This is a genomic window from Pseudomonas sp. 43NM1, assembly GCF_002836905.1.
Taxonomy (GTDB): domain Bacteria; phylum Pseudomonadota; class Gammaproteobacteria; order Pseudomonadales; family Pseudomonadaceae; genus Aquipseudomonas; species Aquipseudomonas prosekii.
In genome coordinates this window covers 1-23100 of sequence record NZ_MKGS01000206.1, presented here as the reverse complement: position 1 = coordinate 23100, position 23100 = coordinate 1, and the positions used below count along the sequence as shown (strand labels likewise).

At 58.0% G+C, this 23100-nt stretch carries 19 protein-coding genes and 3 tRNA genes; 20 read left to right on the top strand and 2 right to left on the bottom strand.

Going from position 1 to position 23100, the window contains the following annotated elements; all coding sequences use genetic code 11:
- The first annotated feature begins 184 nt into the window (after window positions 1–184).
- The 15 genes from ftsH (at window position 185) to BI292_RS27225 (ending at window position 14878) form a co-directional block, all read left to right on the top strand.
- The gene (gene ftsH, locus BI292_RS27295) at window positions 185–2098 is read left to right on the top strand and encodes an ATP-dependent zinc metalloprotease FtsH (protein WP_092273490.1); all 1914 of its coding nucleotides are present in this window, start codon (window positions 185–187) and stop codon (window positions 2096–2098) included.
- Between the two features lie 8 nt (window positions 2099–2106).
- Complete coding sequence (folP, locus tag BI292_RS27290) at window positions 2107–2958, top strand: dihydropteroate synthase (RefSeq protein WP_101209830.1); 852 nt, start codon at window positions 2107–2109, stop codon at window positions 2956–2958.
- Between the two features lie 16 nt (window positions 2959–2974).
- Entirely contained in the window at window positions 2975–4312 is a 1338-nt protein-coding gene (glmM, locus tag BI292_RS27285; protein WP_092273484.1) for a phosphoglucosamine mutase, read from the top strand.
- Window positions 4313–4378: 66 nt separating this feature from the next.
- A complete protein-coding gene (gene tpiA, locus BI292_RS27280) occupies window positions 4379–5134 on the top strand; it encodes a triose-phosphate isomerase (protein ID WP_101209829.1) in 756 nt (251 codons plus the stop codon).
- Between the two features lie 4 nt (window positions 5135–5138).
- Window positions 5139–5522 (top strand): preprotein translocase subunit SecG, encoded by a 384-nt coding sequence (gene secG / locus BI292_RS27275; protein ID WP_060541200.1) that lies wholly within the window; start codon window positions 5139–5141, stop codon window positions 5520–5522.
- Between the two features lie 25 nt (window positions 5523–5547).
- A tRNA-Leu gene (locus tag BI292_RS27270) sits at window positions 5548–5633 on the top strand.
- Window positions 5634–5729: 96 nt separating this feature from the next.
- Window positions 5730–5806 (top strand) — tRNA-Met (locus tag BI292_RS27265).
- A gap of 138 nt (window positions 5807–5944) precedes the next feature.
- Window positions 5945–6403 (top strand): ribosome maturation factor RimP, encoded by a 459-nt coding sequence (gene rimP, locus BI292_RS27260; RefSeq protein ID WP_149088505.1) that lies wholly within the window; start codon window positions 5945–5947, stop codon window positions 6401–6403.
- Window positions 6404–6450: 47 nt separating this feature from the next.
- On the top strand, window positions 6451–7932 hold the full coding sequence (gene nusA, locus BI292_RS27255; protein ID WP_092273475.1) for a transcription termination factor NusA: 1482 nt from the start codon (window positions 6451–6453) through the stop codon (window positions 7930–7932).
- A 27-nt stretch (window positions 7933–7959) separates the two neighbouring features.
- Complete coding sequence (gene infB, locus BI292_RS27250) at window positions 7960–10485, top strand: translation initiation factor IF-2 (protein ID WP_101209828.1); 2526 nt, start codon at window positions 7960–7962, stop codon at window positions 10483–10485.
- A 159-nt stretch (window positions 10486–10644) separates the two neighbouring features.
- Window positions 10645–11046 (top strand): 30S ribosome-binding factor RbfA, encoded by a 402-nt coding sequence (gene rbfA, locus BI292_RS27245; RefSeq protein ID WP_030128077.1) that lies wholly within the window; start codon window positions 10645–10647, stop codon window positions 11044–11046.
- Window positions 11047–11049: 3 nt separating this feature from the next.
- Entirely contained in the window at window positions 11050–11967 is a 918-nt protein-coding gene (gene truB / locus BI292_RS27240; protein WP_054616162.1) for a tRNA pseudouridine(55) synthase TruB, read from the top strand.
- A 142-nt stretch (window positions 11968–12109) separates the two neighbouring features.
- The gene (gene rpsO / locus BI292_RS27235; protein ID WP_003176135.1) at window positions 12110–12379 is read left to right on the top strand and encodes a 30S ribosomal protein S15; all 270 of its coding nucleotides are present in this window, start codon (window positions 12110–12112) and stop codon (window positions 12377–12379) included.
- A 194-nt stretch (window positions 12380–12573) separates the two neighbouring features.
- On the top strand, window positions 12574–14679 hold the full coding sequence (gene pnp, locus BI292_RS27230) for a polyribonucleotide nucleotidyltransferase (protein WP_092273469.1): 2106 nt from the start codon (window positions 12574–12576) through the stop codon (window positions 14677–14679).
- Window positions 14680–14802: 123 nt separating this feature from the next.
- A tRNA-Thr gene (locus tag BI292_RS27225) sits at window positions 14803–14878 on the top strand.
- Between the two features lie 9 nt (window positions 14879–14887).
- On the opposite strand, the gene BI292_RS27220 is transcribed toward BI292_RS27225, so the two are convergent.
- Window positions 14888–15553 (bottom strand): hypothetical protein, encoded by a 666-nt coding sequence (locus BI292_RS27220; protein ID WP_101209827.1) that lies wholly within the window; start codon window positions 15551–15553, stop codon window positions 14888–14890.
- 316 nt (window positions 15554–15869) lie between these two features.
- Here BI292_RS27220 and BI292_RS27215 point away from each other — a divergent pair, with 316 nt between their 5' ends.
- A complete protein-coding gene (locus BI292_RS27215) occupies window positions 15870–16175 on the top strand; it encodes a DUF6388 family protein (protein ID WP_101209913.1) in 306 nt (101 codons plus the stop codon).
- A 93-nt stretch (window positions 16176–16268) separates the two neighbouring features.
- Here BI292_RS27215 and nadC read toward each other — a convergent pair whose 3' ends face one another.
- On the bottom strand, window positions 16269–17117 hold the full coding sequence (gene nadC, locus BI292_RS27210) for a carboxylating nicotinate-nucleotide diphosphorylase (RefSeq protein ID WP_101209826.1): 849 nt from the start codon (window positions 17115–17117) through the stop codon (window positions 16269–16271).
- 360 nt (window positions 17118–17477) lie between these two features.
- Here nadC and BI292_RS27205 point away from each other — a divergent pair, with 360 nt between their 5' ends.
- From BI292_RS27205 to BI292_RS27190, 4 genes are all read left to right on the top strand, one after another.
- Complete coding sequence (locus BI292_RS27205) at window positions 17478–19691, top strand: DUF1631 domain-containing protein (protein ID WP_101209825.1); 2214 nt, start codon at window positions 17478–17480, stop codon at window positions 19689–19691.
- A 64-nt stretch (window positions 19692–19755) separates the two neighbouring features.
- The gene (gene ampD / locus BI292_RS27200; RefSeq protein ID WP_092273457.1) at window positions 19756–20316 is read left to right on the top strand and encodes a 1,6-anhydro-N-acetylmuramyl-L-alanine amidase AmpD; all 561 of its coding nucleotides are present in this window, start codon (window positions 19756–19758) and stop codon (window positions 20314–20316) included.
- The gene (gene ampE, locus BI292_RS27195) at window positions 20313–21149 is read left to right on the top strand and encodes a regulatory signaling modulator protein AmpE (protein ID WP_101209824.1); all 837 of its coding nucleotides are present in this window, start codon (window positions 20313–20315) and stop codon (window positions 21147–21149) included. The genes ampD and ampE overlap by 4 nt, the downstream gene beginning before the upstream one ends.
- Window positions 21150–21458: 309 nt before the next feature.
- Window positions 21459–23100: methyl-accepting chemotaxis protein (locus tag BI292_RS27190; RefSeq protein ID WP_101209823.1), on the top strand; the 1642-nt coding region annotated here is incomplete at its 3' end.

The window sequence follows — 23100 nt, the reverse complement described above, 5'->3', positions numbered from 1 at the left end:
GTCGATAGGTTTTTCATATTTCGTCCTGCGGGCAATAGCGAATATTGTGTAGAAAGTGTTTCACAAAGGGTTACAGACGGCGCCTGCCAGAGCCGTTCGTAATGTAGTAAGTTAGGCCGGTGAATATCATGCGAAGCGCGCGCCAGTAGCGGAGCTTGCTTCAGAGGGTAGTTAATTGAACGATATGGCAAAGAATCTGATCCTGTGGTTGATCATCGCGGCAGTCCTCGTGACTGTGATGAACAACTTCTCCAGCCCTAACGAGCCGCAGACCCTCAACTATTCCGACTTCATCCAGCAGGTCAAGGATGGCAAGGTCGAGCGCGTAGCGGTTGATGGCTATGTGATTACCGGCAAGCGCAATGATGGCGACAGCTTCAAGACCATTCGTCCGGCAATCCAGGACAATGGCCTGATCGGCGACCTCGTGGACAACCACGTTGTAGTCGAAGGCAAGCAGCCAGAACAGCAAAGCATCTGGACTCAACTCCTGGTCGCAAGCTTCCCGATCCTGGTGATCATCGCCGTCTTCATGTTCTTCATGCGGCAGATGCAGGGCGGTGCCGGTGGCAAGGGCGGGCCGATGAGCTTCGGCAAGAGCAAGGCGCGCCTGCTCTCCGAAGATCAGGTAAAAACTACTTTGGGTGACGTCGCCGGTTGCGACGAAGCCAAAGAAGAAGTTGGCGAACTGGTCGAGTTCCTGCGCGATCCGGGCAAGTTCCAGCGTCTGGGTGGCCGCATTCCTCGCGGTGTGCTGATGGTTGGTCCTCCGGGTACCGGTAAAACCTTGCTCGCCAAGGCAATTGCCGGCGAAGCGAAAGTGCCGTTCTTCACCATCTCCGGTTCTGATTTCGTTGAAATGTTCGTCGGCGTCGGTGCGAGCCGTGTCCGCGACATGTTCGAGCAAGCCAAGAAGCACGCACCTTGCATCATCTTCATCGATGAAATCGACGCCGTCGGCCGCCATCGTGGCGCTGGCATGGGTGGCGGTCACGATGAGCGTGAACAGACTCTCAACCAGTTGCTGGTAGAGATGGACGGCTTCGAAATGAATGACGGCATCATCGTCATCGCTGCAACCAACCGTCCGGACGTACTCGACCCAGCCTTGCTGCGTCCAGGCCGTTTCGACCGTCAGGTCGTCGTGGGGCTGCCGGACATTCGTGGTCGCGAGCAGATCCTCAAGGTTCACATGCGTAAAGTGCCAATGGGTGACGACGTTGCTCCGGCAGTGATCGCTCGTGGTACTCCGGGCTTCTCCGGTGCTGACTTGGCCAACCTGGTCAACGAAGCGTCGTTGTTTGCTGCCCGTACCGGCAAGCGCATCGTTGAAATGAAAGAGTTCGAACTGGCCAAAGACAAGATCATGATGGGCGCCGAGCGCAAATCGATGGTCATGTCCGAGAAAGAAAAGCAGAACACTGCTTACCACGAGGCTGGCCACGCCATTGTTGGTCGCGTCGTGCCTGAGCATGATCCGGTCTACAAGGTGTCGATCATCCCGCGCGGTCGTGCGCTGGGTGTGACCATGTTCCTCCCGGAAGAAGATCGCTACAGCCTGTCCAAGCGCGCACTGATCAGCCAGATCTGCTCGTTGTACGGCGGCCGTATCGCTGAAGAAATGACCTTGGGCTTCGACGGTGTCACCACGGGTGCATCGAACGACATCATGCGTGCCAGCCAGATTGCACGGAACATGGTGACCAAGTGGGGCCTGTCGGAAAAACTCGGTCCGTTGATGTATGCCGAAGAAGAGGGTGAAGTATTCCTCGGTCGCGGCGGCGGTGGTCAGAGTGCAAGCTTCTCCGGTGAGACAGCCAAGCTGATCGACTCCGAAGTGCGCAGCATCATTGACCAGTGCTACGGCACGGCCAAACAGATCCTTACGGACAACCGCGACAAGCTCGACGCCATGGCCGACGCGCTGATGAAGTACGAGACGATCGATGCTGATCAGATCGACGACATCATGGCCGGTCGCACGCCGCGCGAGCCGCGTGATTGGTCGGGTGGCGGTGCTGGTCCTACCGGAACGACTCCGGTCGCGCCGGAACCACGTCCGGAAACACCTATCGGCGGCCCAGCTGCTGACGTTTAAGGTTTGAAATGACTTCTGTTCAGTCCCTGACCCGGTTGCCTTGCGGCAACCGGGTTCTTGATTTGGCCCATACGCATGTCATGGGCATTCTCAACGTCACCCCTGATTCCTTTTCCGATGGCGGTCGCTACAGCCAGCTCGATGCTGCGATGCGGCACGCCGAGGCCATGGTGCTGGCCGGTGCGACGCTGATTGATGTCGGTGGCGAATCGACCCGGCCGGGCGCCCGAGCGGTTTCCCCGCTCGAGGAGCTTGAGCGCGTAGCGCCGATCGTCGAACGGATCAATCGTGAGCTGGACGTGATCATCTCGGTTGATACTTCCACGCCGGCAGTCATGCGCGAAACCGCACGACTGGGGGCAGGCTTGATCAATGATGTGCGCTCGTTGCGGCGCGACGGTGCACTGGATGCAGCGGCGGCCACTGGGCTGCCGGTGTGTCTGATGCATATGCTCGGCGAGCCGGGCGACATGCAGGATAATCCTCATTATCACGACGTGACCAAAGAGGTCGGCGACTTCCTTTCCGAGCGCATGGCGCAGTGCGCTTCGGTGGGAATTCCTGCTGAGCGGATCATCCTCGATCCGGGATTTGGCTTCGCAAAAACCCTGCAACACAATCTAAGCTTGTTCAAACATATGGAAGCCCTGCATGCCTTGGGGCGGCCCCTGTTGGTCGGGGTTTCGCGAAAAAGCATGATAGGTCTGGCGTTGAATCGCCCGGTTGGGGAGCGCCTTTTTGGCGGTTTGGCACTCGCCGCGCTGGCTTCGGCCAAGGGTGCGCGTATATTGCGCGTCCATGATGTCGCCGAAACCGTCGATGTAGTGCGGATGATCGCCGCAGTGGAATCAGCCGAATAAGAATGATGGAGCACTTATGACTAAGAAATATTTTGGTACCGACGGCATTCGTGGTCGGGTCGGCGAGTATCCGATCACCCCGGACTTCATGCTCAAGCTTGGCTGGGCCGCCGGTATGGCGTTCCGCAAGATGGGGGCGTGCAAAGTTCTGGTAGGCAAGGACACGCGCATCTCCGGGTACATGTTTGAATCGGCGCTGGAGGCCGGGCTGACGTCGGCCGGTGCCGATGTGATGCTGCTGGGCCCGATGCCGACCCCGGCGATCGCTTACCTGACCCGGACTTTCCATGCCGAAGCCGGCATCGTGATCAGTGCTTCGCACAATCCGCACGATGACAACGGCATCAAGTTTTTCTCCGGGAAGGGCACCAAGCTTCCTGATGAAGTCGAGCTGATGATCGAAGAGCTGCTCGACACCCCGATGACCGTGGTCGAGTCGAGCAAGATCGGCAAGGTATCGCGGATCAACGACGCGTCGGGTCGTTACATTGAATTCTGCAAAAGCAGCGTACCGACCGGCACCAATTTCGCCGGTCTGAAAATCGTCATCGACTGCGCCCACGGTGCCACCTACAAAGTGGCCCCTAGCGTGTTCCGTGAGTTGGGCGCCGAAGTGGTTGTGCTCTCGGCTCAGCCGAATGGCCTGAACATCAACGACAACTGCGGCTCGACCCACATGGGTCAACTGCAAGCGGCGGTTTTGGCCGAGCACGCTGACCTGGGTATTGCCTTCGACGGTGATGGCGATCGGGTGCTGATGGTTGATCACACTGGCGCTATCGTCGATGGTGACGAGCTGCTGTTTATCATTGCTCGCGATCTGCATGAGCGTGAAAAACTGCAGGGCGGCGTTGTCGGCACCCTGATGAGCAACCTCGGGCTTGAGCTTGCCCTGGCGGATCTGGCGATTCCTTTCGTGCGCGCCAATGTCGGTGACCGTTACGTGATCGCTGATCTGCTGGAGCGCAATTGGCTGGTCGGTGGCGAGAACTCCGGGCATATCGTTTGCTTCAATCACACGACTACCGGTGACGCGATTATCGCGGCGCTGCAGGTGTTGATGGCGCTCAAGCGTCGTAGCGAAGGACTGGCCCAGGCACGTCAAGCGCTGCGCAAGTGCCCGCAAGTGCTGATCAACGTGCGTTTCGGTGGCGGTGCGAGCCCTCTGGATCACCCGGCGGTCAAGGAAGCCAGCGAGCGCGTTACCCAGGCGATGGCGGGGCGCGGACGCGTGTTGTTGCGCAAGTCCGGGACCGAGCCATTGGTGCGCGTCATGGTCGAAGGCGAGGACGAAACACAGGTTCGTGGTTACGCCGAAGAGCTGGCAAAACTGGTAAGTGAAGTTTCTGCCTGAATTCGGCTTGCCAGCCTTCATTGTGTTGGGTAACATCTGCGCCCACTTTGACCGACGAGGTACAGCATGCGTCGCCCTATGGTAGCTGGTAACTGGAAGATGCACGGTACCCGCGCCAGCGTCGCTGAGCTGATCAACGGGCTGGGTAACCTGGCCTTGCCGAGCGGTGTTGAAGTAGCGGTATTCCCGTCTTTTCTGCATATCAATCAAGTGATTGATGGTTTGGAAGGCAAGTCGATCAAGGTCGGCGCGCAGAACGCTGCGGTGGAATCCAAACAAGGTGCGTTGACCGGTGAAGTTGCACCGAGTCAGCTGGCTGAAGAGGGTTGCTCACTGGTACTTGTGGGCCACTCCGAACGTCGCCAGATCATCGGCGAGAATGATGAAACACTCATTCGCAAGTTCGCAGCAGCACAGGCATGTGGCTTGATTCCGGTGTTGTGCATAGGGGAAACCCTTGAGCAGCGCGAAGCTGGAAAAACTCTTGAGGTTGTCGGGCGTCAGCTGGGCAGCATCATCGAGGAGCTGGGTGTCGGTGTATTTGCAAACGCAGTAATTGCTTACGAGCCGGTCTGGGCCATTGGCACCGGGCTGACTGCTTCGCCGCAACAGGCGCAGGATGTGCACGCAGCCATTCGCGCTCAGTTGGCGGCAGAGAATTCTGAGGTCGCGCAAGGTGTGCGGCTTCTATACGGCGGCAGCGTGAAGGCGGCCAATGCGGTCGAACTGTTCGGCATGCCGGATATCGATGGGGGGCTCATTGGTGGAGCTTCCCTGAATGCAGATGAGTTCGGTGCGATTTGTCGCGCCGCGGGAAACTGAAAAAATGCTGGAAACAGTCGTAGTCGTTTTTCATCTGCTGGGTGCATTGGGCGTAGTTGCTCTGGTATTGCTGCAGCAGGGTAAGGGTGCGGACGCTGGCGCGTCTTTCGGAGCAGGTGCTTCAAATACTGTGTTCGGAAGCCAAGGTTCCTCTACCTTTCTTAGTAAGTTTACTGCTATACTTGCCGCCGGTTTCTTCATAACCAGCTTAGGGTTAGGTTACTTTGCTAAAGAGAAAGCTCAAGAGCTGACTCAAGTAGGTTTGCCAAACCCGGCAGTGTTGGAAGTTCCAAAGCAACAACCGGCTTCTGATGATGTCCCGGTGCTTCAAGAGCAAAAGTCGGCTACTCCAGCGACTGACGTACCTCCAGCTCAAGAGCAGAAGTAAGAAGTAGGGTTTCAAACGTAGTATTGCCGAGGTGGTGGAATTGGTAGACACGCAACCTTGAGGTGGTTGTGCCCATAGGGTGTAGGGGTTCGAGTCCCCTTCTCGGTACCAATTATCAGGAGAGCCCGCTGTTGCGGGCTTTCTTGTAGGTGGAAGGTTACATTGACCCTGTCAGGGATCGGTCGTATACTTCCGCCCCAGCTTTGTCGCGGGGTGGAGCAGTCTGGTAGCTCGTCGGGCTCATAACCCGAAGGTCGTCGGTTCAAATCCGGCCCCCGCAACCAGTTTCAGGAGCCCCTTTTAAGGGGCTTTTTGTTAGCTGGACACTTTCAACGCCGCTGTTCGACGGCGTTTCAAGGATGGGCGTTTCGCCCATTTTTTTATTTTGCATAGCATGCACATACATGCACGAGGGGGTTCAGGTGTCGAGCAAGCTAGAAGAGTTGCAGGCCTTGCTGGCCCCGGTGGTCGTGGCCCTAGGCTATGAATGCTGGGGTATTGAGTTTTCGGCTCAAGGTCGCCACTCAATGTTGCGCGTTTATATCGATAAAGAAGGCGGCGTGCTGGTGGACGATTGTGCCATCGTCAGCCGCCAGATCAGCGGTGTCCTGGATGTTGAAGATCCGATCACCGTTGAGTACACCCTTGAAGTTTCCTCGCCTGGCATGGAACGCCCACTGTTCACTATTGAGCAGTTTGCAAAATTTGCCGGTGAACAAGTGAAGATCAAGCTGCGCTCGCCTTTCGAAGGCCGACGCAACTTTCAGGGCCTTCTGCGCGGTGTAGAAGAGCAGGACGTCGTGGTGCAGGTTGAAGACCACGAGTTTCTGTTGCCGATCGATATGATCGACAAGGCCAACATTATTCCCAGTTTTGACTGAGACGCGGATCCCGCGGATCCAATGGCTTGCGAAAGGCGAGGCGTACGATGAGCAAAGAAGTACTGCTGGTTGTTGAGTCGGTATCCAATGAAAAGGGCGTACCGGCAAACGTAATTTTTGAAGCGCTGGAGCTGGCTCTGGCCACTGCTACCAAAAAACGTTTCGAGGACGAAGTCGATCTGCGTGTGGAAATCAATCGCCACACCGGTGCTTACGAGACATTCCGTCGCTGGACGGTCGTCGAAGAAGCAGATCTTGACGATCCGGCCATCGAAACCTGGCCGAGCAAGGTTGCAGAAACGCATCCTGGTGCTCAGGTTGGTGAGGTAGTCGAAGAAAAAATCGAATCCATCGAGTTCGGCCGTATTGCTGCACAGACTGCCAAGCAAGTCATTGTGCAAAAAGTACGCGAAGCCGAGCGCGCACAAGTTGTCGACGCTTACCGCGAACGCCTGGGTGAAATCATCTCCGGCACCGTGAAGAAAGTGACTCGCGACAACGTGATCGTCGATCTGGGCAACAACGCTGAAGCGTTGCTGGCTCGTGAAGACATCATTTCGCGCGAAACCTTCCGTGTCGGCGTGCGTTTGCGCGCGCTGCTCAAGGAAATCCGCACCGAGAACCGCGGCCCGCAGCTGATCCTGTCGCGTACCGCGCCGGAAATGCTGATCGAGTTGTTCCGCATCGAAGTGCCGGAAATCGCTGAAGGCCTGATCGAAGTAATGGCTGCCTCCCGTGACCCGGGTTCGCGTGCCAAGATCGCTGTCCGTTCCAAGGACAAACGCATCGATCCGCAAGGCGCTTGCATTGGTATGCGCGGTTCGCGCGTCCAGGCAGTGTCGGGCGAGTTGGGCGGTGAACGTGTCGACATCGTCCTGTGGGACGATAACCCGGCGCAGTTCGTGATCAATGCAATGTCGCCGGCTGAAGTGGCGGCAATTATCGTTGACGAAGATGCCCATGCAATGGACATCGCCGTTGGCGCAGACAATCTGGCTCAGGCCATCGGTCGCGGTGGTCAGAACGTGCGTCTGGCTAGCCAGTTGACTGGCTGGACCCTGAACGTGATGACCGAATCGGACATCCAGGCTAAGCAGCAAGCAGAAACCGGCGACATCCTGCGCAACTTCATCGACGAGCTGGAAGTCGACGAAGATCTGGCACAGGTGCTGGTAGATGAAGGCTTCACCAGCCTGGAAGAGATTGCCTACGTACCGTTGGAAGAAATGCTCAACATCGACGGCTTTGACGAAGAAACCGTCAACGAGCTTCGCGCTCGCGCCAAGGATCGTTTGTTGACCAAAGCCATCGCTACTGAGGAAAAGCTGGCAGACGCCCATCCGGCCGAAGACCTGCTCTCGCTTGAGGGTATGGACAAGGATTTGGCGATGGAACTGGCGGTGCGCGGCGTAATTACCCGCGAAGACCTGGCCGAGCAGTCTATTGACGACCTGCTCGACATCGACGGCATTGACGATGATCGTGCCGGCAAGTTGATCATGGCCGCCCGAGCCCACTGGTTCGAGTAATTAGGCGCGGCCTGAGGAGAGAAGTGCATGACGCAAGTCACGGTGAAACAACTGGCCGATGAGGTCAAAACACCGGTAGAGCGCCTGTTGCAGCAGATGCGTGAGGCAGGTCTGCCGCACACCGCCGCCGAAGAACATGTGACTGACAGTGAGAAGCAATCTTTGCTGACTCACTTGAAAAGCAGTCACAAGGCGAAAGTGGAAGAACCACGCAAGATTACACTGCAGCGTAAAACCACCAGCACCCTGCGTGTTGCTGGTAGTAAAAGCATCAGCGTTGAAGTCCGTAAGAAGAAAGTTTTCGTACAACGCAGCCCGGAAGAAATCGAAGCCGAGCGCAAACGTGAACTGGATGAACGTCGCGCAGTAGACAATGCTGCTCGTCAGAAGGCTGAAGAAGAAGCCAAGCGTCGCGCCGAAGAAGAAGCACGTCGCCAGCCTGCAACTGCGCAAAACGCTAATAACGATGCTGTCGCAGCGCCTGCTGCGGCCGCCGAACCTGTTCGCGAAAGCGCTCCGGTTCCGGCTGCTGCACCGGCTCCTTCTGCCGACCGTAAGCCGATCGATCAGCGTCGTCCGGACAAACCACGCGCTGACGATAACAATCGTCGTAGCGGCGGTGGCGATGGCGAGCGCAAAAACGCTCCGCATCGTGCTTCGGTCAAAGAAAAAGCGCCTGCTCCACGTGTTGCGCCACGCACTACCGACGAAGAAAGCGATGGCTTCCGTCGTGGTGGTCGCGGCAAGGCCAAGCTGAAGAAGCGCAACGCTCACGGTTTCCAGAGCCCAACCGGCCCTGTCGTGCGTGATGTGCAGATCGGCGAGACCATCACTGTTGGCGATCTCGCCCAGCAGATGTCGGTCAAGGCTGCTGAAATCATCAAGTTCATGTTCAAACTGGGTACTCCAGCGACCATCAACCAGGTGCTTGATCAGGAAACTGCTCAACTGGTAGCCGAAGAACTGGGCCACAAAGTGACCCTGGTCAGCGACACCGCCCTGGAAGATTCCCTGGCCGAGTCCCTGAAGTTTGAAGGCGAGACGTTCTCCCGCGCGCCAGTTGTGACCGTAATGGGCCACGTTGACCACGGTAAAACCTCGCTGCTCGACTATATCCGTCGTGCCAAGGTAGCTGCAGGCGAAGCCGGCGGTATCACCCAGCACATCGGTGCGTACCACGTTGAAACCGAACGCGGCATGGTCACCTTCCTCGACACCCCGGGTCACGCCGCGTTTACCGCAATGCGTGCCCGTGGTGCCAAGGCGACCGACATCGTGATCCTGGTAGTTGCAGCGGACGACGGCGTAATGCCGCAGACCATTGAAGCTGTCCAGCACGCCAAGGCTGCCGGTGTTCCTCTGGTAGTAGCCGTGAACAAAATCGACAAGCCGGGCGCCGATCTCGATCGCATCCGTAGCGAACTGTCGGTTCACGGTGTGACCTCGGAAGAGTGGGGCGGCGACACCCCGTTCGTATCGGTTTCGGCGAAAGTCGGTACTGGCGTGGACGAGTTGCTCGAAGCTGTTCTGCTGCAAGCCGAAGTTCTGGAATTGAAGGCGACGCCTTCCGCTCCTGGCCGTGGTGTTGTAGTTGAATCGCGTCTCGACAAGGGCCGTGGCCCGGTAGCTACCGTTCTGGTTCAAGATGGTACCCTGCGCCAAGGCGACATGGTTCTGGTCGGTTCGAACTACGGCCGTGTACGTGCCATGCTCGACGAGAACGGCAAGCCAATCAAAGAAGCCGGTCCTTCCATCCCTGTCGAGATCCTCGGCCTGGACGGTACTCCGGACGCTGGCGACGAGATGAGCGTGCTGTCGGACGAGAAGAAAGCCCGTGAAGTGGCTCTGTTCCGTCAAGGCAAGTTCCGCGAAGTCAAACTGGCCCGTGCTCACGCCGGCAAGCTTGAAAACATCTTCGAGAACATGGGCCAGGCAGAGAAGAAGACGCTTAACATCGTCCTCAAATCTGACGTCCGTGGTTCGCTGGAAGCGTTGAACGGCGCCTTGAATGGCCTGGGTAACGACGAAGTGCAAGTGCGTGTTGTCGGTGGCGGTGTCGGTGGTATCACCGAATCCGACGCCAACCTGGCACTGGCTTCCAACGCTGTACTGTTCGGCTTCAACGTGCGTGCCGATGCTGGCGCTCGCAAGATCGTCGAGCAGGAAGGCCTGGATATGCGTTACTACAACGTGATCTACGACATCATCGAAGACGTCAAGAAAGCCCTCACCGGTATGTTGGGCAGCGATGTTCGCGAGAACATCCTGGGTATCGCTGAAGTGCGTGACGTGTTCCGCTCGCCGAAGTTTGGCGCGATCGCCGGTTGCATGGTTATCGAAGGTGTTGTTCACCGTAACCGTCCAATCCGTGTACTGCGTGAAGACATCGTTATCTTCGAAGGCGAGCTGGAATCCCTGCGCCGCTTCAAGGATGACGCTTCCGAAGTACGTGCCGGCATGGAATGCGGTATTGGCGTCAAGAGCTACAACGACGTCAAGCCTGGCGACAAGATCGAAGTTTACGAGAAGGTTCAGGTTGCTCGCAGCCTCTAACTCGCGCACTTCAAGGGCCACGATGAGCCGCTGCATGCAAATGCGCGGCACAGCGTCAGGACTCTAAACGCAACGCCCGGTCTGGCTTTTGTCAGGCCGGGCGTTTGCCGCTTTCAGACCCCACGGGTTTCACCGTGAGGCAGTAACAGGTAACAAGACATGGCAAAAGAATACAGCCGTACCCAACGTATCGGCGATCAGATGCAGCGTGAGCTGGCACAGCTGATCCGTCGTGAAGTCAAAGACCCGCGCGTCGGCCTGGTCACCATTACCGCTGTTGAAGTCAGTCGTGACGTCGGTCACGCCAAGATTTTCATCACCGTGATGGGGCAGGACAGCGCCGAAGATATCGCGCAAAGCATCAAAGTGCTCAACTCCGCCGCCGGTTTCCTGCGTATGCAGTTGGCTCGCGAAATGAAGTTGCGCAGCGTTCCGCAGTTGCACTTCCACTACGACGAAAGCGTCGTGCGTGGCGCGCACCTGTCGGCCCTGATCGAGCGTGCGGTGGCTGAAGACAATCAGCACCCGGTAGCGGCTGAACCCGAAGACGCCAAGGAGTAATCGGTGGCTCAGGTCAAACGTATCCGTCGTAACGTCAGCGGCATCATCCTGCTCGACAAACCGTTGGGGTTCACCTCCAACGCGGCGTTGCAGAAGGTTCGCTGGTTGCTGAACGCCGAGAAGGCCGGGCACACCGGCAGTCTCGATCCGCTGGCCACCGGCGTGCTGCCGTTGTGCTTCGGCGAGGCCACCAAGTTTTCGCAGTACCTGCTCGATTCTGATAAGGCCTATGAAACCTTGGCGCAACTGGGCAAGACCACCACCACGGCGGATGCCGAAGGTGAGGTTTTGCAGGAGCGCCCGGTGACCGTTGGTCGCGCCGATGTCGAAGCTGCCTTGCCCGGTTTTCGTGGGCAAATCAGTCAGATACCGCCGATGTACTCGGCGCTCAAGCGTGATGGCCAGCCGCTGTACAAGCTGGCGCGTGCAGGCGAAGTAGTGGAGCGTGAACCGCGTTCTGTTACTATTGCGCGCTTGGAATTGCTGGCCTTTGAGGGTGATACTGCGCGGCTTGCGGTGGATTGCAGCAAAGGCACCTATATCCGCACCCTGGTGGAGGATATTGGTGAGCAACTCGGTTGTGGCGCTTACGTTGCAGAATTGCGACGTACCCAGGCCGGGCCTTTCACGCTGGCGCAGACGGTCACGCTTGAAGAGTTGGAAGCGGTACATGCCGAAGGCGGCAACGAAGCGGTCGACCGTTTCCTGATGCCATCGGACAGCGGCCTGCTGGATTGGCCGTTGTTGCAGTTCTCGGAGCACAGCTCGTTCTACTGGCTTAACGGCCAGCCGGTACGCGCCCCGGATGCACCGAAGTTCGGCATGGTACGGGTACAGGATCACAACGGTCGTTTCATCGGTATCGGTGAAGTGAGCGAAGACGGGCGCATAGCGCCGCGTCGACTGATTCGGTCGGAATGACCGAAACCAGCCTGTGTAACAGCAGGTTGGCGAGGGTGGCTGTTAACAGGCATGGTCACTACTCATTTATAGATACAGGGATTTGTCCCTGGCCTGTTGAAGCTGTTTCTCTGAAACAGTTTCCTGATAAAAGGATTGCCTCATGGCTCTCGACGTTCAAGAAAAAGCTCAAATCGTTGCTGACTACCAGCAAGCTGTTGGTGACACTGGTTCGCCAGAAGTGCAAGTTGCACTGCTGACCCACAACATCAACAAGCTGCAAGGTCACTTCAAGGCCAACGGTAAAGATCACCACTCCCGTCGTGGTCTGATCCGCATGGTAAACCAGCGTCGCAAGCTGCTGGATTACCTGAAAGGCAAGGATCTGGGTCGTTATCAGGCTCTGATCGGTCGCCTGGGTCTGCGTCGCTAATAAGCGATTGCGCTAGAGGTTGGTTGTTTGCTGTGTGTCAGCGGGTTTCCCGCAGGCACATGGCAGGCTCCCAGCCTCAAGTTTTATCTGGATACACGTTTTACCCTGGACAGGCGTTGGGCCGATTCCCGACATTGCCCAAGAATTTCGCAAGAAGACAAGTTCCCCAAGAGCCACAAAGAAGGTAGGACACCGTGAACCCGGTAATCAAAAAATTCCAGTTCGGTCAGTCGACCGTTACCCTCGAGACTGGCCGTATCGCCCGTCAGGCCTCCGGCGCAGTATTGGTCACCGTTGACGACGACGTCAGCGTGTTGGTGACTGTCGTTGGTGCCAAGCAAGCCGATCCAGGCAAAGGCTTTTTCCCTCTTTCCGTTCACTACCAGGAAAAGACTTACGCTGCCGGTAAGATCCCTGGCGGTTTCTTCAAGCGTGAAGGCCGTCCTTCCGAGAAAGAAACCCTGACTTCCCGACTGATCGACCGTCCGATCCGTCCGCTGTTCCCAGAAGGCTTCATGAACGAAGTGCAGGTTGTCTGCACCGTCGTTTCCACCAGCAAAAAGACCGATCCGGACATCGCTGCGATGATCGGTACCTCGGCTGCCCTGGCAATCTCCGGTATTCCTTTCGATGGCCCGATCGGCGCTGCCCGCGTTGCGTTCCACGAAAGCACCGGCTACCTGCTGAACCCGACTTACGAACAGCAGAAAGCTTCGAGCCTGGACATGGTCGTTGCCGGTACGTCGGAAGCCGTGTTGATGGTTGAATCGGAAGCCAAAGAGCTGACCGAAGACCAGATGCTGGGCGCGGTACTGTTTGCTCACGACGAGTTCCAGGTAGTGATCAACGCCGTCAAGGAACTGGCCGCTGAAGCTGCCAAGCCAACCTGGACCTGGGCTCCACAGCCAGAAGCTACCGCTCTGCTGGGTGCTATCCGCGCCGAGTTCGGCGACGCAATCTCCCAGGCTTACACCATCACCATCAAGGCCGACCGTTACGCTCGCCTGGGTGAGTTGAAGGATCAGGTCGTCGCCAAGCTGTCCGGTGAAGAAGGCCAACCGACTTCCGCTGAAGTCAAAGCGGCGTTCGGCGAAATCGAATACCGCACCGTTCGCGAGAACATCGTTAACGGCAAGCCACGTATCGACGGTCGCGACACCAAAACTGTCCGTCCTTTGAACATCGAAGTCGGTGTTCTGCCAAAGACCCACGGTTCGGCGCTGTTCACCCGTGGCGAAACTCAGGCTCTGGTCGTTGCAACACTGGGCACCGCCCGTGACGCACAACTGCTGGACACCCTGGAAGGCGAGAAAAAAGACCCGTTCATGCTGCACTACAACTTCCCGCCGTTCTCGGTAGGTGAATGTGGTCGCATGGGTGGCGCTGGTCGTCGCGAAATCGGTCACGGCCGTCTGGCCCGTCGTTCGATTGCTGCCATGCTGCCTGCTGCCGACGTGTTCCCGTACACCATCCGTGTTGTATCGGAAATCACCGAATCCAACGGTTCGAGCTCGATGGCTTCGGTCTGCGGCGCTTCCCTGGCCCTGATGGATGCCGGCGTTCCGATGAAGGCACCGGTTGCCGGTATCGCCATGGGTCTGGTTAAAGAAGGCGAGAAGTTCGCCATCCTGACCGACATCCTCGGCGACGAAGATCACCTCGGCGACATGGACTTCAAAGTAGCCGGTACCGCCAAAGGTGTTACCGCGCTGCAGATGGACATCAAGATCAAAGGCATCACCGAAGAAATCATGGAAATCGCTCTGGGCCAAGCCCTGGACGCGCGCCTGAACATCCTCGGTCAGATGAACCAGATCATTGGTCAGTCCCGTACCGAACTGTCGGAAAATGCTCCGACCATGATCGCGATGAAAATCGACACCGACAAAATCCGTGATGTTATCGGTAAAGGTGGCGCAACCATTCGTGCGATCTGCGAAGAAACCAAAGCTTCGATCGACATCGAAGACGACGGTTCGATCAAGATCTTCGGCGAAACCAAGGAAGCGGCTGAAGCAGCACGTCAACGCGTTCTGGGCATCACCGCAGAAGCTGAAATCGGCAAGATCTACGTCGGCAAGGTTGAGCGCATCGTCGACTTCGGCGCATTCGTCAACATCCTGCCTGGCAAGGACGGTCTGGTTCACATCTCGATGTTGAGCGATGCTCGCGTTGAGAAAGTGACCGACATCCTGAAAGAAGGCCAGGAAGTAGAAGTACTGGTACTGGACGTGGACAACCGCGGCCGTATCAAGCTGTCGATCAAAGACGTAGCAGCAGCCAAGGCATCGGGCGTTTAATCACCCCCGCGCTTGACCGCTGAATAACAAAACGCCCCGACTGGTTCGGGGCGTTTTGCTGTGTGCGCGAAAGTGCCCTGGATATTTGCCGGCCTGCAATCGCGATGCTAGGTTTAGCTCACCGCCCGTGTAGCTCAGCCGGTAGAGCAGCGCACTCGTAACGCGAAGGTCGCAGGTTCGATTCCTGTCTCGGGCACCACTCCTGTTGTTACTTCACCTTGCTTCGCACTTCCTCGATGGAGCGCTTCAGTTGGTCCATCTGACTGTTCTGATCACTCATTTCCCGCTTCAGACTCGACATATCACTGGAACTTGAGCTGGAGCTCGACCCGGCGCTGCGCTTGAGGTCTTCAACCTGGCTGGCAAGTTTTTTCAGCTCGTTATCCTGTTCGCTGGTTTTGCGCTTGAGGTCACTGACTTCGCTGGAGCTTGAGCTGGAACTCGAACCGTTGGCTTTCTTCATGTCTTCCAGTTGGCTGTTGAGTTTCTTCAGCTCTTTGTCCTGCTCCTCGACGGTGCGCTTGAGCTTGGTGATTTCATCACTGCTCGGACCGTTGCTTGTCCCGGTAGCGCGCCGCAGGTCTTCGATGAGGGTGGTTTGTTCACTGACGGTCTTCTTCAGCTTGTCGATTTGGTCAGTGTTGGATTTTACGGTGTCGCGCATCTCGGAGAGCGTGTCGGCGTTGAAGCGCGTATCGACCAGTACTTTCTTGCCGTTCTTCTCGTGCAGCGCCACGACCGTGTCGGTGTAAGACTTGCTGTCGGAGCTCAGCTCGATCGCCTGCGCCGTATTCGGCAGCGCGACGTTACCGAGGAAAAGGGCAGCCATGCCAGTTGCAAACAGGGTGGACGAAAGCTTGGGGAAATTGCGCATCACCTGAGTTCCTTATGGAGTGCCTGATATGGCACATCGCTATGACTCGGCTTTTTGAAACTTGTTCCTGAGCCCCGCACAAAATAGCTGTCGCCGGGGGAGGCGGACTTTTTTTGTGAATTTGATGTAAAGATGCATATAAATCGTCCGCCAAAGGTCCTATATTCGGAACTCGCACGAGCGACACAAAGCTGTTTTCAGATGATCCCGAATGGTTCTGAAGGCCAGACAAACCGGGCTTTACGCGGTTATTTGCGTCAGAGAGATCCTTGATGATCCAGATCCATCTTCCATTCCCCAGATCAGCGAGAACGACATGACTGTTAAAGAATTGACCCAGGAAGCCAGGCACGAAGAAGCCCTGAAGAAGTACGTGCTGGAGTGTCCGCAGCTAGCTGAAGAGATCAAGGACCTGCCCGCCGACGATCAGAAAGACCAGATCCAGTGGGCGTTCGAGGATGAAGCGGAATCCCAGGGCTTGCAGCCGTGGGAACTGACGCTCAAGTACACCTCGACTCCTGAAGAGTTTGAGGAGGCACGGCTGGTCCTGCACAAAGAGGCGGCCGAAGTGCTGGGCGTCGAGTGGGAAGAATACTGCGAGATGAATAATCTGGTGGTCTGACACATTCTTGCGCCGATCACCTTGTAGGAGCATGGCTTGCCCGCGATAGCGATTGCGAAATCGCCATCGCGGGCAAGCCATGCTCCTACAGGTTTACAAACTCAAGCGCATCGACAGGTCCACAGCCTTCACATCCTTGGTCATCGCACCAATCGAAATGTAATCCACACCTGTTTCGGCGATCGGCAGCAGTGTGCTTTCGTTGATCCCGCCGCTGGCTTCCAGTTTTGCCTTGCCGGCGTTCAGGCGCACAGCTTCGCGCATGTCATCCAGGCTCAATTCGTCGAGCATGATGATGTCGGCGCCGGCAGCCAGTGCCTCTTTCAATTCCGTAAGACTTTCCACTTCGATTTCCACCGGTTTACCCGGCGCAATCTTGTGCGCGGCGTTGATCGCTTGCTCAATGCCGCCGCACGCGGCGATGTGGTTTTCCTTGATCAGGAACGCATCGTACAAGCCGATCCGGTGGTTGTGGCAGCCGCCGCAGGTTACCGCGTATTTCTGCGCCAGCCGCAGGCCGGGCAGGGTTTTGCGCGTGTCGAGCAGCTTCACCTGAGTCTGCGCGACGAAATCCGCCAGAAACTGTGCGCGAGTCGCCACGCCGGAAAGCAGTTGCAGGAAATTCAGCGCGCAGCGTTCACCAGTCAGCAGCGAACGCGCCGGGCCTTCCAGGTGAAACAGCGCCTGATTGGCTTTCACCCGTTCGCCGTCGCGCACCTGCCAGTGCACCGCAACGCGGGGGTCCAGTTGCCGAAAAACCGCATCGACCCACGCCGTGCCGCTGAGCACGGCCTCGTCGCGGGTGATGATGGTGGCTTTGGCCAGACGTTCGGCCGGGATCAGTTGCGCGGTGATGTCGCCGCTGCCGATGTCTTCGAGCAACGCACGGCGCACGTTGGCTTCGATTTCGGCGGTCAAATCGGCGAGGCGTAGATTCGGCATAACGGGCTCCACAAACAAAGTGGCTCGATTATAGGGGCATGACGCGAAGCAACCCAAGGCGTCCACGGCACGTACTTGGTTTTGAAACCTGCATTTGGTCGAATCGCGTGAGCATAAAACCTTAAGTGACGGTCTGTTAGGTACGTCTATTTAAACGTGAGCCAGAGAGTCCGCTGGCACAAGCTTCGCGATTTGCCGATAATCCGACTTGTATTTGACGTCATGCCTTTGACGTCGCTCTGGATTTCCCAATTCATACAGGGCAACGGGTGGCACTGATCCCCGTTGAGCGTCGGCTGTGAGGCTTGCGCGGACGAACTTTTTCACCGAACCGAAGAATCACCGTTTCAGGAGGCTTGGATGCACAACGACGGGAATGTAGTGCCTTTGCACAAGGCCGCTACCGAGGCGAATCATTCGCCGCTCGCCCGCCTGCCTGTGATTCTGCTTCAGGTTCGCGACAAGGCTGCGCAGCAGTTGCGCCATGGTTTGCAGGAACTGTTCGATAACGCCGACGACACCCTGTTTGAAATGGCCGACCGCGCCCGCAACGACGTCGAGCAGAACATCTTTTTCGAAGCTATGCGCGATTTGCGCCTCAAGCGTAAAAGCATTGAGCGCGGCTTTCTCGAGCTATTCTTCGAGGCCTTTGTCAGCCTCACTCAATACGACGTCAGCCGCTCAGTCCTGCCGCTGACGCACACGTTGACGTTTGATCCCGACGCGCCGCTGCCCAACGACGACCTTGAGCGCAGCGTCGCCGTGGAGGCGATGGTCAGCAAAGTGATGAATCGCGACGGTTTTGCCCTCGATCAACTGACCACGCGGCTGAGCGTGTTGTTGGGCAAAGAGCTGCTCGAACAGCACAATCCGTTGGGCCCGGCGATGCTCTGCGAATACTTTCTGCAGGCCGGGCGCAATCTGGGCGTGGAGATCAAGGTCAAGTTGATCATCCTCAAACTGTTCGAGCGCTACGTGCTCAGCAGCGCCGATCAGCTCTACGCCGAAGCCAATCAACTGTTGATCGCCACGGGCGTGTTGCCCGAACTCAAACCGGCGCCGGCGCGGCGCGCTACTGATCGCGCGATCGCCAGTGCCCAGGCTGAACCGGCCGACGCCAGTGCCAGGCCTGGCCACACGCACATCGACGAAAGCGTGCAAGAAGTGTTCGCCGCGTTGCAGGAATTACTCTTTCACGTGCGCGGCACCGTGGCGCCGACCCTCGAAGCCAGCGTGCCGCCGCAACCGATTTCCACCCGCGACCTGATGCGCCTGCTCTCGCACTTGCAGCAATACGTGCCCGACCCGGCGGCGCAGGACGACTTCGATCTGCGCAATCAGCTCGAACAATTGCTCACCCGAGTCAGCGTCAAAAGTGGCAAGTCGCGGGTGGTTGGGGTTGCCGATGAAGACGTGATCAACCTCATCGCGATGCTGTTTGAATGCATTCTCGATGACCGCAACCTGCCGGATTCGCTCAAAGCGCTGATCGGCCGTTTGCAGATTCCGATGCTCAAGGTTGCGGTCGTCGACAAAAGCTTTTTCAGCCGCAGCAGCCACCCGGCGCGGCGCCTGCTCAATGAAATCGCCGCCGCAGCCATGGGCTGGGGCGAGTGTGATGACCATGAGCGCGACACTCTTTACCTGCGCATCGAGCAAGTGGTGCAGCGGCTGTTGAACGACTTTGTCGATGACCCGGCGATTTTCTCCGAGTTGCTCGCGGACTTCCTCGCGTTCACCAGCGATGAGCGTCGGCGCAGCGAGCTGCTGGAGCAACGCACCCGCGACGCCGAAGAGGGCCGGGCGAAAACCGAACTGGCGCGCCAGCGTGTCGAGCAAGCATTGAACGAAGCGCTGCTGGGCAAGTTGTTGCCGCAAGCAGTGGTGGCGTTTGTCCAGAATGCCTGGAGCAAAGTGCTGATGCTGACGTGCCTCAAGCATGGCGACCAGTCCGTCGAATGGCAGGCCGATGTGCAAACCATGGCGCAACTGATCTGGAGCGTGCAGCGCCACGACGAGGCCGACGCCAACCTGCGGCTGTTGTCGCTGGTCCCGGGTTTGCTTAAAGCGCTGCGCGATGGCCTCAGCAGTTCGGCGTTCGATCCGTTTGCCACCAGCGAATTCTTCGCCGAACTGGAAACCTTGCACGTGCAATTGTTCGAGCGCCCGGCGCAACCGTCGGCGCCTGCGAATGAAACGCCGGTGATGGTCGAAGTGGTTGAAGAAATCGTCCTGCGCACCGCTGATGAAGGTCCGGTTGACCCGACTTCGCTGCGCTTGCCGGCTAACGATGCCGGTCTGCTCGAAGTCGAGCGATTGCGGGTCGGCAGTTGGGTGGAGTTTCAGGAAGACGAGGACAACACCCTGCGCTGCAAATTGGCGGCGATCATCGATGCCACCGGTAAGTACATTTTCGTCAATCGCACCGGCATGAAAGTGCTGGAGCGCAGTCGTAACGGGCTGGCGCTGGAGTTTCGTCGCGGCGCGGTGCGCACGCTGGACGATACGCTGCTGTTTGATCGGGCGCTGGAATCGGTGATCGGCAACTTGCGCCGTCTCAATCACGCCAAGTGATCGCGCGCGGAGGGTCTATCGCGGCATACTGGGCGCCAACACGATTGTCGTTGAAGGAACCTGTATGCAGTTGGACCCCGCGAGCGGTTGGTGCCAGGGCGTTGATATCTGCCCGTCACCCAACTTCAATGCGCGCCCCTCGGAAGAAATCTCCCTGCTGGTGATCCACAACATCAGCCTGCCGCCCGCCCAATTCGCCACCGGCAAGGTCCAGGAGTTTTTCCAGAATCGTCTGGATGTCACCGAGCATCCCTACTTTGAAGGGATTGCCGAGCTGCGCGTTTCTGCGCATTTTCTGATCGAACGTGACGGCACCGTCACTCAGTTTGTCTCCTGTCTTGAGCGCGCCTGGCATGCCGGCGTCTCGAACTTCGAGGGGCGGGAATTCTGTAATGATTTTTCCGTGGGTATAGAGCTGGAGGGCACCGATGATCTGCCGTTCACCGATGCGCAATATTTGGCGCTGACGACCCTGACTCGACAGCTGCAAAGCGCTTTCAGCGGGATTACCGCGCAGCGCATTTGCGGGCATAGCGACATCGCTCCGGGGCGCAAGACTGACCCGGGACCTGCGTTCGACTGGGCACGCTACCGCGCCGCCCTGGCAAAAGAGGAACAACAATGAGTTTTCTGGTGTTGCTGTTGGCGGTCTGGATCGAGAAATTCTCGGCCCTGCGCCATCGTCTCCAACATGATGGCGGCTGGTTGCGCGAACTGCACAAACTAGAAGCCAGCCCTCGCCTCAAGGACCATCCGTGGCTGGTGTTGATCATTCTGGTACTGCTGCCGGTGGCGCTGCTCGGTTTGCTGTTGATCGTGCTGCAACCGGTGGCTTACGGTTTGCTCGCGCTGCCGGTGCATCTGCTGGTGGTGATTTACAGTTTGGGTCGCGGCGATCTGCTCGGCCAGCTCGGGCCATTTCGCGATGCCTGGCGTCGCGAAGACCTGCAAGCCGCGACGCACGTGGCCAAACGCGACCTCGACATTTGCGCCGAGGATGGCGAGCAATTGCTGGAGCGGGTGCAGGCGCACCTGTTGTGGCAGGCCTATCAAAGCTTCTTTGCGGTGATTTTCTGGTACTTCCTGTTGGGCCCGGTCGCCGCGCTGAGTTATCGCTTGCTCGCCCTCGCCGAGGAGCACGGGCAGAACCCGGCAGTGGTCGAGCGCGCCGCGCAATTGCGGCATGCCTTTGATTGGGTGCCGGTGCGCTTGCTGGCGGCGAGTTTTGCGCTGGTCGGCAACTTTGTCGCGGTCGGACGGGTGATGCTGCACGAACTGCTGAACTGGAACATCAGCGCCGCGCAGTTGATCGAAAAAGTCGGCCTGGTCGCCGGTGAAATCCCGGCACCGGTGGTCGGACCGGATGGCATCAACAGCCTCGATCGGCTGTGGGAATTGCTGCTGCGCGCGGCAGTGCTCTGGTATGCCGGGTTTGCGCTCTGGACGGTGTTGCCCTGAGTCAGCGATATTTTCGGCAGGGAGATCGTGTGGCGAGGGGGTTTACCCCCGTTGGGTGGCGCAGCCGCCCCAGTCATCAACGATTAGACTGCGGGCAAAGGATTTGCGACTGCTGCGCAGCCGAACGGGGGTAAACCCCCTCGCCACAAGAAATCCGGTTGAGACGTGAGGACCCGCCATCCTGCCGTTAACCTTAAGTTACAAAAACTCCCGCCGATTTAAGCTATACAGACATGGCGCCCAATAGTGGCTATCTGCTGTGTCTGTGCGCCTGCCAATAAAAATAAGAAATCCAAGGGAGACTTCACAGTGAAGAGCTTGCTCTATCCTGCTGTCGCGCTGATGAACCGCTTGAGCTTCGGCATGAAGTTCAGCCTGATCAGCGTGCTGTTCCTGGTGCCGATGCTGGTGACCAACTTCTACCTGGTGCGCGATTCCTATCGTGAATTCCAGGGCACCCAAATCGAATTGCAAAGCCTCGACCTGCTGGGCAGCAGCCTGACCCTGCGCCGCGACCTGGAAACCCTGAACAATCTGGTGCAGATCGACGTCACCCTCGGCCAATCCGGCAAGGCCGGTGATGTCGAGAGCAAGATCAGCGCGCTGGAGCAGAGCGTCCTCGCGCGCTTGCAAGGGTTGGCGGCGATGAGCACCGACCCCGAGCAGATCAGCGCGTTTGACGCCAAACGCGAGGAAATGATCGCTGCGTTCAAGGCCCAGCAAGCGGAAAACTCCCTGCAAAGCAAAAGTGCGCTGATCGGCAAACTGCTCGGCAGCGCGCAGATTTTCAGTCAGATCATCACCAGTCAGGCCGGCCTCAGTCGCGACACGCAAAGCGACATGCGCCAGCTCAGTGAGCTGATCACCAACGTCACCCCGCCGGTCACGCAGATTCTCGGCGAGGGCCGGGCCATGGGTTCGTTGTCGCTGGGGCAGGGCTTTCTCAATTCGGCATCGAGCACGCGTTTTGATGAATTGCTCGCGCAAATCGAAAAGCTCCAGGCTGAGTACGGGCTGAAACTGCAAGACGCGCTGGGCTCCAGTAAAGCCGCGAATCAAACCCTCGCCGCCCAGGCTGAAACCAGCAAGGCCTCGCTGAAAAAGGCCAGCGAACTGTTCGAAGAACAAGTGGTGATGGCCGACACGCTCGATGCGCCGTGGCCGGCGTTTTACGATCAGGTCAGCGGCCTGATGGAGCAGACCTACCAGCTCAACGAAGCGACCCTGAAATTCCTCGGCACCCAGTTGCAGCAACGGCTGGAGCAAAACCGCACGCACATGGTGTTGCAGGCCGTGGCGTTGTCGGTGGTGTTTGTGCTGATCTTTTACCTCTACGGCGGCTTCTACGCGTCGACCCGCACCACCCTGAAAAACCTCGGGGCGATGATGGACAACGTCGCGGCTGGCGACATGACCGTGACGTTCCACGCCAACAGCCGCGATGAGCTGGGCGAGTTGGGCGAAGTGTTCAACGGCACGGTGAAGAAGATCCATGACTTGATCGAGCGCGTCGGCCGCACCGTCGGCGAAGTCGAACGTCAGGCCGGGCAAGTGCAGGACGTTTCTGCGCAGAGCAACCAGGCCGTCGCCGGGCAACGCAGCCAGATCGAGCAGGTCGCCACGGCGATGAACCAGATGTCTGCGACTTCACTGGAAGTAGCGCGCAGCGCGGCAGCCGCGGTCAGTAGCGCGCACAGCGTCAATGACGAAACGCTCAGCGGTCGCGGTTTGGTCGAATCGCAGCAGGGCAGCATTGCCGCGCTGGCGACTGAGATTGATCAGTCGGTGCTGGTGATCAATCAATTGGCCAGCGACAGCCAGTCGATCAGCCGGGTGCTCGAGGTGATCAAAAGCATCGCCGAACAAACCAACCTGCTGGCGCTCAACGCGGCCATCGAAGCGGCGCGGGCGGGCGAGCAGGGCCGGGGCTTTGCGGTGGTGGCGGATGAAG